Genomic DNA, 12,715 nt, shown 5'->3' on the forward strand with positions numbered 1-12,715 from the left:
GACAGCCGGACCCGCAGCCCGGCGCCGTCGGCTCCCGGACACCACGTGAATGGGGGTCCGCGCGAACCTTTCGCGTAGACTCCCGGACCCGTGAGGATTCTCATCACCGGCGGCGCCGGGTTCATCGGTTCTGAGTACGTCCGGATGCTGTTGACCGGTTCCGGTCCCCAGCTCGCGCCCAGCGCGGTGACCGTGCTGGACGCGCTCACCTACTCCGGTAACCCGGCGAACCTCGACCCGGTGCGGGCGGATCCGCGGTTCAGCTTCGTGCACGGCGACATCTGCGACCCGGCCGTGGTCGACGAGGTGGTCGCCGGCCAGGACGTGATCGTGCACTTCGCGGCCGAGTCGCACGTCGACCGGTCCATCGACGGCGCAGCGCCGTTCGTGACCACGAACGTGCTCGGCACCCAGACCCTGCTCGACGCCGCCCGTCGGCACGGCACCGGCCGGTTCGTGCACGTCTCCACCGACGAGGTGTACGGCTCGATCGACGAGGGCTCGTGGACCGAGACCTGGCCGCTGGCGCCGAACTCGCCGTACTCGGCCGCCAAGGCCGGCTCCGACCTGCTGGCGCTGGCGTACCACCGCACCCACGGCCTCGACGTGGTGATCACCCGCTGCTCCAACAACTACGGGCCGTACCAGTACCCGGAGAAGGTCATCCCGCTGTTCGTGACAAACCTGCTGGACGGCGGGACGGTGCCGCTCTACGGCGACGGCGGCAACGTGCGGGACTGGCTGCACGTCTACGACCACTGCGTCGGCATCGCGCTGGTCCAGGAGAAGGGCCGGCCCGGCGAGGTCTACCACATCGGCGGTGGCACCGAGCTCACCAACCGCGAGCTGACCGAGCGGCTGCTGGCCGCCTGCGGCGCCGGCTGGGACCGGGTCGTTCCGGTCGCCGACCGCAAGGGCCACGACCGCCGCTATTCGCTGGACATCACCAAGATCTCCGAAGAGCTGGGGTACGCCCCCAGCATCGACCTGGAGCGCGGGCTCGCCGAGACGGTCGCCTGGTACCGGGAGAACCGGGCCTGGTGGGAGCCGCTGCGGTCGGCCTCCCGCCCGGGCGCGCAGGCCGGCGGGACGGCCGGATGACCGGCGGTCGCTGGCTGGTCACCGGCGCTGGCGGCATGCTCGGCCGCGATCTGGTGGCCGCGCTGGACGCCGACCCGGACCGTCGGGTCACCGCCGCCACCCGGGCCGAGCTGGACCTGACCGACCCGGCGGCGCTGCGCTCCGCCGTCGACGGGCACGACGTGGTGGTCAACGCGGCGGCCTGGACCGACGTCGACGGCGCCGAGACGCAGGAGGCGGCGGCCACCGCGGTCAATGGCACCGGGGTGGAGAACCTGGCCCGGGCCTGCGCCGAGTCCGGCGCCCGGCTGCTGCACGTCTCCACCGACTACGTCTTCCCCGGCGACGCCGACCGGCCCTACCCGGAGGACGCGCCGACCGACCCGATGAACGCGTACGGGCGGGGGAAGCTGGTCGGCGAGCTGGCCGTGGCCCGGCTGCTGCCGCAGACCGGTTATGTGGTCCGCACCGCCTGGCTGTACGGCGCGCACGGCGGCAACTTCGTCGCCACCATGCTGCGGCTGGCCGGCGAGCGGGAACACCTCGACGTGGTCGACGACCAGCACGGCCAGCCCACCTGGTCGTACGCGCTGGCGCAGCGGCTGATCGAGCTCGGCGAGGCGGCGCTGGCCGGGCGGGCACCGGCTGGGGCCTACCACGGCACCGCCACCGGGCAGACCACCTGGTTCGGTCTGGCCCGGGAGGTGTTCCGGCGCGCCGGGCTCGACCCGGAGCGGGTCCGCCCGACCAGCAGCGACCGGTACGTACGACCGGCCCGGCGGCCTGCCTACAGCGTGCTGGGCCATGACCGCTGGAGCGCCGCCGGGCTGGCGCCGATGGCGCACTGGCGGGACATGCTCGCCGCGGCGCTCTGTCCCGCCGGCCAACAACCCGCCGGGCACCAGCTCACCGTCGGCGACCGGACCACCGTCTCCGGCTGACGCGCCGCCGGGCCGGGGGCGCCCAGTCACCGGTCGCGACCGGGATCGTTGACCGGTTGTGCCGCTCTCCGCCCCCACCCGCACGACCCCGTCCCGCCCCCGCGCCCGGCTCGCGCCGGACGGCCCGCGGTGAGCCGGCTGACCCTGGTCACCGCGGTGACCGGTCTGCTCCTGCTCGCGGCGATCCTGGAACTGTTACGGCGCCGGCAGCTGCGGGAGAAGTACGCGCTGCTCTGGCTGGCCGTCGGGTTGGTCATCGTGCCGCTCGCGCTGTTCCCCCGGCTGCTCGACGGCGTGGCCGAGGCGGCCGGGGTGGTCTCCGGGGTGAGCCTCGTGCTCTTCCTCGGCCTCGTCTTCCTGCTCGTCGTCACCGCACACCTCAGCTGGGAGGTCAGCCGGCTGGAGGAGGAGACCCGGACGCTGGCCGAGGAGCTGGCCCTGCTCCGGCTGACCCCGCCCGAACCCCGCCCGGACCATCGCAGCGGCACCGAGGTGGTCAGCGGTGACCAGTAGCGCCCGCCGCGTCCTGGTCGTCATCCCGGCGCTCAACGAGTCGGCCGCCGTCGGCCAGGTGATCCACGACGTCCGCCGGGAACTGCCGGCCGCGGACATCCTGGTGGTGGACGACGGATCGACCGACCGGACCGCCGCGGTGGCGGCGGCGGCCGGTGCGGTGGTCGCCCGGCTGCCGATCCACCTCGGCGTGGGTGGGGCGATGCGGCTCGGCTACCGGTACGCCCGCGACGGTGACTACGACGCGGTCATCCAGGTCGACGCCGACGGCCAGCACGACCCGCGCTACGCGCTCCGGCTGCTCGCCGCGCTCGACGGCGCCGACCTGGTGATCGGCGCCCGGTTCGCCGGCGAGGGCGAATACCGGGTGGGGGGACCCCGCCGGTGGGCGATGCTGCTGCTGGCCGCCGTGCTGTCCCGGGTCGCCGGCACCCCGCTGTCGGACAGCACCTCCGGATTCCGGGCGGCCAACCGGGCGGTGATCGACATGTTCGCCGGCTGGTACCCGGTGGAGTACCTGGGCGACACCGTCGAGACCCTGGTACACGCCGCGCGGCGCGGCTACCGCATTCGGCAGGTGCCGGTCGCCATGCGACCGCGGGTGGCCGGGACGCCCCGGGTCTCGCCGGTCCGGGCCATGCTCTACCTCGGCCGCACCTTCACCGTCCTGACCCTCGCCCTGATCCGCCGATGACCCGCCGGCTGCTGCCGGACGGCACCCTGCCGGTCGGCGCCGGGCTGGCGGTGCTCGGCCTGGCCGCGTACGTGCATCTCGCGGTTGCCGGGCACCGGCTCGATCCGGCCGGCTATTCCTCCCTGTCGGTGTGCTGGGCCATCGTCTTCACCGCCGGCCTGGGGCTCTTCATGCCGATCGAGCAGGAAATATCCTGTCATGTCGCGACGCGGCGCCGGCTCGGGCATCCGACCCGGCCGACCCTGCTGCGGGTGGGCGTCCTCGCCGCCCTGGCCGCCGGGCTGCTCGCCGGGCTGGTGCTGGCCGCCGCCGGCCCGCTCACCGACCGGCTCTTCGGCGGCGCGACCGCGCTGCCCTGGGCGACCGCGGCCGCCCTGGTGGGCCTGGCCGGCGCCCACACCAGCCGTGGCCTGCTCGCCGGCCTCGGCCGATTCCACCGCTACGGCGTGCAGCTCGGCCTGGACGGCGCGCTGCGGATCGGCCTGGTCGGCCTGGTCGCGCTGGCCGGCGCCGACTCCCCCGGCTGGTACGCCGCCGTGCTGGCCCTCGCCCCACCGGCCGCCGCCCTGCTGACCACCCCGCTGCGGACCCGCCCGCCGCTGACCCGCCAGCCGCTGACCCGCCAGCCCGGCCCGGTCGCCTGGTCGACGCTGCTGCCAGCGCTCGGTCTGCTCGTCGTGGCCAGCCTGCTCGCCCAACTGGTGGCAAACCTGGGGGTGATCACCGCGCGGCTGCTCGCCCCGGCGCAGGCCGCGGTGGCCGGCGCGGTACTCAGCGCGCTCGTGCTGGTCCGGATCCCGCTCTTCGTCTTCGCCGCCCTGCAGGCACCGCTGCTGCCGGGCCTCAGCGCCACGCTGGCCACCGGGGACCACCCGGCCTACCGCCGGTTGCTGGGCCGGGGCCTGGCCGCGGTCACCCTGCTCGGTGCCGCCGGTGGGCTGCTCACGGTCGGGTTCGGCCCCTGGCTGGTGCGGTACCTGTTCGACGCGCCCGCCGTCCTGGGCCGGGCCGACTTCGGCTGGCTGGCCGCCGGCACCCTGGCGTACCTGTGGGCCCTGGTGCTGGGGCAGGCGCTGCTGGCCGCCGGCCGGCACCGCGGCCAGGCCGTCGGGTGGACGGCCGGCACCGCCGCACTGGCGGCCGTGACGCTGCTGCCGGCCGAACTCGCGGTGCCGACCCGGGTCGGGGCAGGTTACACGGCCGGCGCTCTGGTGGCGGCAACTGCAATGGCCCTGCTGCTGCGCCACGTCGGGCCGGCGGCCGGCCAGCCCGTCGCGCCCGGACCCACCCCGGCGACCGCCGGCAACCGACGACCGTGACCACCTCACCGGCCAACGCCACCCACCAGGCTGACCCAGACGGCCCACAGGCCAACGCCAGCCCGCAGGTAGGCGGCGGGCCGCAGGCAGGCACCAGGTCGCGGGCAGACGCCGAACCGCAGGCAGCTACGGCCGAACCGAAGGGACCCGGCGATCTGCCGCTCGCCCCACGGGTGACCGCAGTCCTGCTCGCGTACGGGCCGGAGCCGTGGCTGGCCGACGCGGTCCGGGCGGTGTCGGCCAGCGCCGGGCTCGACCTGGAGGTGATCGTCGTCGACAACGGCTGTACCGGGGACGGCGTGCAGGTGATCGCCGGCTGGCCCGGGGTCCGGGTGCTGCGGCCGGCGATGAACACCGGTTACGCGGGCGGCTGCCGGCTCGGCGCAGCGGAGGCGACCGGCGATCACCTGGTCTTCGTCAACTCCGATGCGATCGTCGAGCCGGACGCGCTGGCCCGGCTGGTCGCGGTGGCGGGCGAGAACGGCGTGGGGGCCGCCACCGCCTCGATCCGACTGGCCGACCGCCCTGACCTGATCAACTCGGCCGGCAACCCGGTGCACTTCACCGGTCTGTCCTGGGCCGGCGGGCACGGGCAACCGGCCAGCCGGTACCCGGACCGGCGGGCCACGGCGGCGCTCAGCGGCTGCTGCTTCGCCATCCGGCGGGAGCTGTGGCGTCGGCTGGACGGCTTCGCCGTGGAGTACTTCGCCTACCACGAGGACACCGAGTTGAGCCTGCGGCTGTGGCAGGCGGGCCTGCGGGTGGAGTACGTGCCGGACGCCGTCGTGCGGCACCGCTACGAGTTCTCCCGCAACGACCTGAAGACCTACCTGCTGGAGCGGAACCGCCTGATCACGCTGCTCACCGCGTACGAGTCGCGGACGCTTGTGGTTCTCGGGCCGGCGCTGCTGGCCACCGAGGCGGCCATCCTGGCCGGTGCGGTGGCCGGCGGGTGGGCCGGGCCGAAACTGCGCGGCTGGCGCTGGCTGTGGCGGCACCGCGGCTGGCTGCTGGCCCGGCGACGCCGGCTGCAGGCGGAGCGCCGGGTGCCCGACGGGGTGGTCGCCCGGATGATGACCGCCCGGATCGACCCGGGAAACGTCGCCGCCCCAGCCGGCGTCGGGCTGTTCAACGCCGCCGCGCAAACCTACTGGCGGCTGGCCCGCCGGCTGCTCCGCACCGAGTGAGCCCGCTGACTGAGCCCGCCGGCTCCGCGGCGCCGGCCGGATGGCTCGCCGACCGGTCGGTGCCGGCCGAGCCCGCACCGACGGGACCGACCGGGGTCACCCGGCCGGTCGATCCCCGTCCCCGGGCTTGGCACCCGGCGCCGGCTTGGTCGGCTTGCTCTCCTCGGCGGGCTTGGCGTCCTCGGCCTGGGCGGGCTTGTCCTCCAGGTCGGCCGAACCGGCCGAGCTGGTCGGCTTCTTCGCCGTACCGGTGGGTGGTTTGGCCCCGCTCGGAGCCGGCGCCGGCTTGCCCGCCACCGCGTCGTCGGCCGGCGCGGCGTCGGTGTCGTCGGCCGGGACGGGGCTGTCCTCCAGCAACGCGGCAAGTGCCGGGCCGATGATCCGGCGGAACGTGCGGCCCACCCGGCGGCGGTCCAGGATCGCCACCTCCAGCTGGTTGGCGGCGATCGTGCGGTCGGCGCCACCCTCGCCACCGACGCTGCCGAGCGACTTCACGGCCAGCTTGACCGCGTCGGCGAGCGGCATGTCCCCGCGGTGGCCGTCGCGCAGTTTGCCGGCGATCGCGTCGGCCTGGCCGCCCATCGCCATGCAGCCCGGCTCCGCGTTCACCGAACCGTCATAGGTGAGCCGGTAGATCTCGTCGTCGTCGGGCGTCGCGCCCACCTCGGCCACGCAGATCTCGACCTCGAACGGCTTGGACTGCTCGGTGAAGATCGCGCCGAGCGTCTGCGCGTATCCGTTGGCCAGCGCCAGGCTGGTCACGTCGCGACGGTCGAAGCTCAGGCCGTTGAGGTCGGCCATTCGCACGCCGGCCCGGCGCAGGTTCTCGTACTCGTTGTAGCGGCCGACCGCGGCGAAGCCGATCCGGTCGTAGATCTCGCTGACCTTGTGCAGCGCGCTGGACAGATTCTCCGCCACGAAGAGCACCCCGCCCTCGTAGCTGAGCACCACGGCGCTGCGGCCCCGGGCGATGCCCTTGCGGGCGAGCTCGGAGCGATCGCGCATGATCTGCTCGGGCGAGGCGTAGAACTGCATGGCCACGGCGGCGGTTCTCCTTCTGGCGGTGCGGGCAGCGGACTGGTCGGGTTGCGGGCGGGGGTCAGCCGCCCGGGTTCTCCATCCGGGCGGCGACCACGGCCTCGGACACCGCCGCCGCCTCGGCGTCGGTCAGCCGGTGGGTGCCCTCGGCGGTGGCGGTCATCACCACCGGGAAGATCCGCCGGCTCAGGTCGGGTCCGCCGGTGGCGGTGTCGTCGTCGGCGGCGTCGTAGAGCGCCTCCACCGCCAGCCGGACCGCCTCGTCGACGGCGAGCCCGGCGCGGAACCGCTTCTTCAGCGCGGACTTGGCGAACAGCGAACCGGACCCGATCGCGTCGTAGCCGGTCTCCTCGTACGGGCCGCCGGTGACGTCGAAGCTGAAGATCCGGCCCTGCCGGACCGGGTCGGGCTCGGCCAGATCGAAGCCGGCGAAGAGCGGGATGACGGCCAGCCCCTGCATGGCGGCGCCGAGGTTGCCGCGCACCATCGCGGCGAGCCGGTTGGCCTTGCCGTCGAGGGAGAGCATGGTGCCCTCCATCTTCTCGTAGTGCTCAAGCTCGACCTGGAACAGACGGATCAGCTCGATGCCCAGGCCCGCCGTGCCGGCCATCCCGACCAGCGAGTGGGCGTCGGCCGGGTGCACCTTCTCGATGTCCCGGCTGGCGATCATGTTGCCCATGGTGGCCCGCCGGTCGCCGGCCATCACCACCCCGCCGAGGGTGGCGATGGCGACGATGGTGGTGGCGTGCGGGGCCAGGTTGCCGGCCAGGCCCGGCGGCAGCGGGCGGCGGCCGGGCAGCAGGTCCGGCGCCGCCATCGTCAGGAACTGGGTGAAGGACGATGTGCCCGCGTTGGTGAACACATCGGGTAGACGGCCGGATGGATCGAAGCCCGCTGCCACATCGTTCCTCTCAGGTACAGGGTGTCCCGGTCAAGCGTCCGGATTGCCCGGACGAGCCGTCGCACCGGCGTTCGGTGCCGCCACCGGTGCGGTTGAAGCAGAGTATCCCTCGCGCCGGACGGCGGCGATCATCATCGGCGACGTGTCGGCGACGGCCCGCTGCCGCGGGTCACTCGCCGCCCTTCTGGACGTAGCCGCGGACGAACTCCTCGGCGTTCTCCTCCAGCACCGAGTCGATCTCGTCCAGCAGGTCGTCGACGTCCTCGGTGATCTCCGCGTGCCGCTCGGCTACCTCGGGGTTGGCCTCGGTCGTGACGTCCTCGACCTCCTCGTCCCGCCGGGCCTTGCCGGACTGGGACTGACCGCCACTGTCACGGGTAGTCATCTGGTGCCTCCTCCACGATCGCCTGGGTGAAACTTACCTCGCCGGCGCCCCGCCGCGGTCACCCGTTGGTGATCGTCTCCAGCAGGTCCTTGGCGCTGGCGCAGCGGTCGAAGAGCGCACCGACGTGCTTGCGGGTGCCCCGTTCCGGCTCCATCATCGGAACCCGCACCAACGACTCCCGGCCGACGTCGAAGATCACCGAATCCCAGCTCGCCGCCACCACCTCGGAGGCGTACTGGGCCAGGCAGCGGCCGCGGAAGTACGCCCGGGTGTCCTCGGGCGGCTCGACCATCGCCGAGCGGGTCGCCTCGTCGGGCAGCAGCGTCGCCATCGCGCCCCGACTGACCAGCCGGTGGTAGAGGCCCTTCTCCGGCCGGACGTCGGAGTACTGCAGGTCGACCAGTTGCAGCTTGTGCGAGGCCCAGCCCAGCTTCTCCCGCTCCCGGTAGCCCTCCAGCAACCGCAGCTTGGCCACCCAGTCCAACTCGCCGGCGCAGAGCATCGGGTCCCGGCCGAGCCGGTCCAGTACCCCCTCCCAGCGGCGTAGCACGTCGGCGGTGGCGTCGTCGACGTCCGCGCCGTACCGGTCCTCCACAAAGGAGTGCGCGCGTTCGTAGTAGGCCCATTGCAGGTCCAACGCGGTGAGCCGCCGGCCGTCACGCAACCGCAGCAGGTGTTTCAGGGCGGGGTCGTGGCTGACCGCGCGCAGCTCCGAGACCGGGTCGGCGATGCCGAGGTCTCCGGTGAGCGCCTTCTCCTCGATCATCGTGAGGATCAGGGCGGTGGTACCGACCTTCAGGTACGTCGACAGTTCGGAGAGATTGGCGTCACCGATGATCACGTGCAGCCGGCGGTACTTGTCGGCGTCGGCGTGCGGCTCGTCGCGGGTGTTGATGATCGGCCGCTTGAGCGTCGTCTCCAGCCCGACCTCGACCTCGAAGAAGTCGGCCCGCTGGGAGATCTGGAAGCCCGGCTGGGAGCCGTCCTGACCGATGCCGACCCGGCCGGCCCCGCAGACGACCTGCCGGGTCACGAAGAACGGCGTCAGGTACGCCACGATGTCGGCGAACGGCGTCTGCCGGCGCATCAGGTAGTTCTCGTGGGCGCCGTAGCTGGCGCCCTTGTTGTCGGTGTTGTTCTTGTAGAGGTGGATCGGGTGGGTGCCCGGGATGGTCGCCGCCCGCCGGGCGGCCTCGGCCATCACCCGCTCACCGGCCTTGTCCCAGCGGACCACGTCGAGCGGGTTGGTGACCTCGGGGGTGGAGTACTCGGGGTGGGCGTGGTCGACGTAGAGCCGCGCGCCGTTGGTGAGGATCACGTTGGCCAGGCCCAGGTCCTCGTCCGCGAGGGCCTCGGCCGGGTCGTAGGCCGCCCCGGAGTAGGTGAATCCCCGGGCGTCCCGCAGCGGCGACTCCTCCTCGTAGTCCCACCGGGCCCGGCCGCCCCGGGTCAGTTCCGGGCGGGCGCCGTAGGCGTTCACCACCTGGGACGAGGTGACCATCGGGTTGGCTCCGGCCTGGCCGGGCACGGAGATTCCGTACTCCACCTCGGTGCCCATGATCCGCCGTACGCTCATGCCGCTGCCCCGCTCTCGTCACCCATATCGTCGAGCGTAGTCGGCCGCGTCCGCTGAGCGCCCGTCAGGCGTGCCGACACGGCCACGATGCGCGGTCATCGAACATTGCGACGCTCCGGCGGGCGGAGACGGCGACGGAGGCACCGCCGAACGCGGTGCCTCCGTCGGCCGTCGGTCAGAGGTACTGACCGGTGTTGCTCGCCGTCTCGATCGACCGGCCCGCCTCGGTGCCCTTGCCCCCGGAGACGAGGGTGCGGATGTAGACGATCCGCTCCCCCTTCTTGCCGGAGATGCGCGCCCAGTCGTCCGGGTTCGTGGTGTTGGGCAGGTCCTCGTTCTCCCGGAACTCGTCGACGCAGGCGTCGAGGAGGTGCTGCAACCGCAGCCCCTTGCGTCCCGAGGAGAGGAACTCCTTGATCGCCATCTTCTTGCCGCGGTCGACGATGTTCTGGATCATGGCGCCGGAGTTGAAGTCCTTGAAGTAGAGGACCTCCTTGTCACCGTTGGCGTAGGTGACCTCCAGGAACCGGTTCTCCTCGGTCTCCGAGTACATCCGCAGCACGACGGCCTCGATCATCGCGCTGACCGTGGCGGCCGCGTCGCCGCCGTGCTCGGCCAGGTCGTCCGGGTGCAGCGGCAGCCCGGTGAGGATGTACTTGGAAAAGATGTCCTTGGCGGCTTCGGCGTCCGGCCGCTCGATCTTGATCTTGACGTCCAGTCGGCCGGGCCGCAGGATCGCCGGGTCGATCATGTCCTCCCGGTTGGAGGCACCGATCACGATGACGTTCTCCAGGCCCTCGACCCCGTCGATCTCGCTGAGCAGCTGGGGAACGATGGTGTTCTCCACGTCCGAGGAGACGCCGGAGCCACGGGTCCGGAAGACCGAGTCCATCTCGTCGAAGAACACGATCACCGGGGTGCCCTCGCCGGCCTTCTCCCGGGCCCGCTGGAAGATCAACCGGATGTGCCGCTCGGTCTCGCCGACGTACTTGTTGAGCAGCTCCGGACCCTTGATGTTGAGGAAGAAGCTGGTGTGCTTCTCCTCACCCCGGCGCTCGGCGATCTTCTTGGCCAGCGAGTTGGCGACCGCCTTGGCGATCAGGGTCTTGCCACAGCCGGGCGGCCCGTAGAGCAGGATGCCCTTCGGCGGCCGGAGCTGGTGCTCGCGGAACAGCTCCGCGTGCAGGAACGGCAGCTCCACGGCATCCCGGATCTGCTCGATCTGGGACTGCAGGCCACCGATGTCGGTGTAGTCGACGTCGGGGACCTCCTCCAGGACGAGCTCCTCGACCTCGCTCTTCGGGATCCGCTCGTACGCGTACGCCGACCGCGGCTCGATCATGAGCGAGTCGCCGGCCCGCAACGCCGAACCGATGAGCGTCTCGGCGAGGTGCACGATCCGTTCCTCGTCGGCGTGTGAGATCACCAACGCCCGGTCACCCGGGCCGCCGGTGGGGTGCTCCAGGATCTCCTTGAGCATCACCACCTCGCCGACCCGCTCGTACCCGAACGCGTCGACGATGTTGAGCGCGTCGTTGAGCAGGACCTCCTGACCGCGACGCAGCTCCTCGACCTCGATCGAGGGGGATACCGCCACCCGCAGCTTCCGGCCGCCGGTGAAGACATCCACCGTGCCGTCCTCGTGCCGGGCCAGGAAGACGCCGTACCCGCTCGGCGGTTGGGCCAGCCGGTCGATCTCCTCCTTGAGGGTGACGATCTGGGCCCGCGCCTCCTTGAGGGTGCTCACGAGCCGTTCGTTGTTCTCGGTCAGTCGGGCCAGCTGCGCCTGGGTGGCTGCCAACCGCTCCTCGAGCTGCCGGACGTGTCGGGGGCTCTCGGTCAACTTGCGCCGCACCAGAGCGAGTTCCTCCTGAAGGAACGCGACCTGGGTGGAGAGATCGTGGGCCTCCTTCTCCCACCGTGCGGCGCGCGAGTCCGCGTCGTCACTACGTGCCACGTCCCACCTCCCCGGGGGGCTTGAACGTTCTGCCATAACACTAACCGGTGTGACGCCAATTCGGTCCCACGCAACACCCTCGTCACTGAACCTTGATCGTCAGGGGTACCTCCGACCGGCCCGCCAGCCGCTGGTCGGGTACCGTCGACCACGGCCGGCCGAGAGTATGGGGAGGGCGCCGTGACGACGCAGACCGACACCGACGAGCTGCGGGTCTGGGTGGACCAGGACCTCTGTACCGGCGACGGCCTCTGCGTGCAGTACGCCCCCGAGGTCTTCGAATTCGACGTCGACGGCCTGGCGTACGTCAAGGACGGCAGCGGCGAACTGCTCCTCGCGCCCGGCAGCCGGGTCGAGGTCCCCACCCGGCTGCGGCTGGAAGTGATCGACGCCGCCCGGGAGTGCCCCGGCGAGTGCATCCACGTGGAGCGGCAACGGGACGGGGCACCGGTCGCCGGCCCGGACGCGGACCAGGACTGACCGCGGGGGCGAACAAGTCCGATAGCCGACAACGGCCCACGAACCGCTCAGAGGGTCGGTCGGCCCACCAACGAGGAGACCAACCGGGCGAACTCCTCCAGCCGGGCGATCTGGCCGGCGCTGCCGTCGTCGAGGGTCTTGCTGAACCGCAACGCGTCATGCCGGGGCAGGGCCGGCGACTCGTCGCCGATAACCGTCTCGTCCAGCGAGGTCAGCAGCAGATAGACGTCGATGCTGTCGACCCGTACCTGGCCGTTGGGGGTGCGGGTCAACCGGCGCCGGCAGCCGACCTCGGTGACCGTGGAGATCGGCACCACCCGCAGCGACGAGGTCATCGAGCCGGCCGGACCGTCGTCCGGCGGCACGTCCTCGCCGTGCCAGAGGACCAGCCGGCTGCCGTCGCAGACGGCGACCTCCTGCCACACCCCGTTCACCTCGTTGACGAACCGCTCCAGGGTGAAGCCGAGCACCGCGGCGCCGCCCAGCGCCCCACCGAGGGCGTCGAGTGCCACATCCGGGTCGCGCAGGTAGGCACGCGCGGCGGATTCCAGATCCCGGTACGGCGACCAGTCCGGGAAGACCGCGGGCAGGTCGCCACCGCCGAATGCCGGCCGACTCATCGGCACCGCCCGACGCTGACGGTC

The 12,715-nt window shown here is 72.4% G+C and carries 13 protein-coding genes; 7 read left to right on the forward strand and 6 right to left on the reverse strand.

Going from position 1 to position 12,715, the window contains the following annotated elements; translation table 11 throughout:
• The first annotated feature begins 90 nt into the window (after positions 1–90).
• The 6 genes from rfbB to O7627_RS17765 all read left to right on the forward strand — a co-directional run bounded on the left by rfbB (position 91) and on the right by O7627_RS17765 (position 5,734).
• Positions 91–1,101 (forward strand): dTDP-glucose 4,6-dehydratase, encoded by a 1,011-nt coding sequence (gene rfbB, locus O7627_RS17740; RefSeq protein WP_278094633.1) that lies wholly within the window; start codon positions 91–93, stop codon positions 1,099–1,101.
• Positions 1,098–2,021, forward strand: coding sequence for a dTDP-4-dehydrorhamnose reductase (gene rfbD / locus O7627_RS17745; protein ID WP_278094634.1), 924 nt, complete (start codon positions 1,098–1,100; stop codon positions 2,019–2,021). The genes rfbB and rfbD overlap by 4 nt, the downstream gene beginning before the upstream one ends.
• A 129-nt stretch (positions 2,022–2,150) precedes the next feature.
• Positions 2,151–2,534 carry a DUF2304 domain-containing protein gene (locus O7627_RS17750; protein ID WP_278094635.1) on the forward strand — a complete coding sequence of 128 codons (384 nt, stop codon included), beginning with the start codon at positions 2,151–2,153 and terminating at the stop codon, positions 2,532–2,534.
• Positions 2,524–3,228, forward strand: a complete 705-nt coding sequence (locus tag O7627_RS17755) for a glycosyltransferase family 2 protein (protein WP_278094636.1) — start codon at positions 2,524–2,526, stop codon at positions 3,226–3,228. Before O7627_RS17750 ends, O7627_RS17755 begins: the two co-directional genes overlap by 11 nt.
• The gene (locus O7627_RS17760) at positions 3,225–4,547 is read left to right on the forward strand and encodes a polysaccharide biosynthesis protein (RefSeq protein ID WP_278094637.1); all 1,323 of its coding nucleotides are present in this window, start codon (positions 3,225–3,227) and stop codon (positions 4,545–4,547) included. Before O7627_RS17755 ends, O7627_RS17760 begins: the two co-directional genes overlap by 4 nt.
• Entirely contained in the window at positions 4,544–5,734 is a 1,191-nt protein-coding gene (locus tag O7627_RS17765) for a glycosyltransferase family 2 protein (RefSeq protein ID WP_278094638.1), read from the forward strand. The genes O7627_RS17760 and O7627_RS17765 overlap by 4 nt, the downstream gene beginning before the upstream one ends.
• A 96-nt stretch (positions 5,735–5,830) precedes the next feature.
• Here O7627_RS17765 and prcA read toward each other — a convergent pair whose 3' ends face one another.
• The 5 genes from prcA to arc all read right to left on the reverse strand — a co-directional run bounded on the left by prcA (position 5,831) and on the right by arc (position 11,591).
• A complete protein-coding gene (gene prcA, locus O7627_RS17770) occupies positions 5,831–6,775 on the reverse strand; it encodes a proteasome subunit alpha (protein WP_278094639.1) in 945 nt (314 codons plus the stop codon).
• A 58-nt stretch (positions 6,776–6,833) separates the two neighbouring features.
• Positions 6,834–7,673, reverse strand: a complete 840-nt coding sequence (gene prcB, locus O7627_RS17775; RefSeq protein WP_278094640.1) for a proteasome subunit beta — start codon at positions 7,671–7,673, stop codon at positions 6,834–6,836.
• 169 nt (positions 7,674–7,842) lie between these two features.
• Entirely contained in the window at positions 7,843–8,058 is a 216-nt protein-coding gene (locus O7627_RS17780) for a ubiquitin-like protein Pup (protein ID WP_278094641.1), read from the reverse strand.
• 58 nt (positions 8,059–8,116) lie between these two features.
• Positions 8,117–9,634 carry a depupylase/deamidase Dop gene (gene dop / locus O7627_RS17785; protein WP_347404662.1) on the reverse strand — a complete coding sequence of 506 codons (1,518 nt, stop codon included), beginning with the start codon at positions 9,632–9,634 and terminating at the stop codon, positions 8,117–8,119.
• Positions 9,635–9,809: 175 nt separating this feature from the next.
• Complete coding sequence (gene arc / locus O7627_RS17790) at positions 9,810–11,591, reverse strand: proteasome ATPase (protein ID WP_278094642.1); 1,782 nt, start codon at positions 11,589–11,591, stop codon at positions 9,810–9,812.
• A gap of 180 nt (positions 11,592–11,771) precedes the next feature.
• On the opposite strand from arc, the gene O7627_RS17795 reads away from it, so the two are divergent.
• Positions 11,772–12,071 carry a ferredoxin gene (locus O7627_RS17795; RefSeq protein WP_278094643.1) on the forward strand — a complete coding sequence of 100 codons (300 nt, stop codon included), beginning with the start codon at positions 11,772–11,774 and terminating at the stop codon, positions 12,069–12,071.
• Between the two features lie 47 nt (positions 12,072–12,118).
• Here the strand turns inward: O7627_RS17795 and O7627_RS17800 are convergent, their stop codons facing one another.
• The gene (locus O7627_RS17800) at positions 12,119–12,691 is read right to left on the reverse strand and encodes a hypothetical protein (RefSeq protein WP_278094644.1); all 573 of its coding nucleotides are present in this window, start codon (positions 12,689–12,691) and stop codon (positions 12,119–12,121) included.
• Between the last annotated feature and the right edge of the window lie 24 nt (positions 12,692–12,715).

The sequence above is a fragment of the Solwaraspora sp. WMMD1047 genome, assembly GCF_029626155.1.
In the GTDB taxonomy this organism is placed as follows: Bacteria; Actinomycetota; Actinomycetes; order Mycobacteriales; family Micromonosporaceae; genus WMMD1047.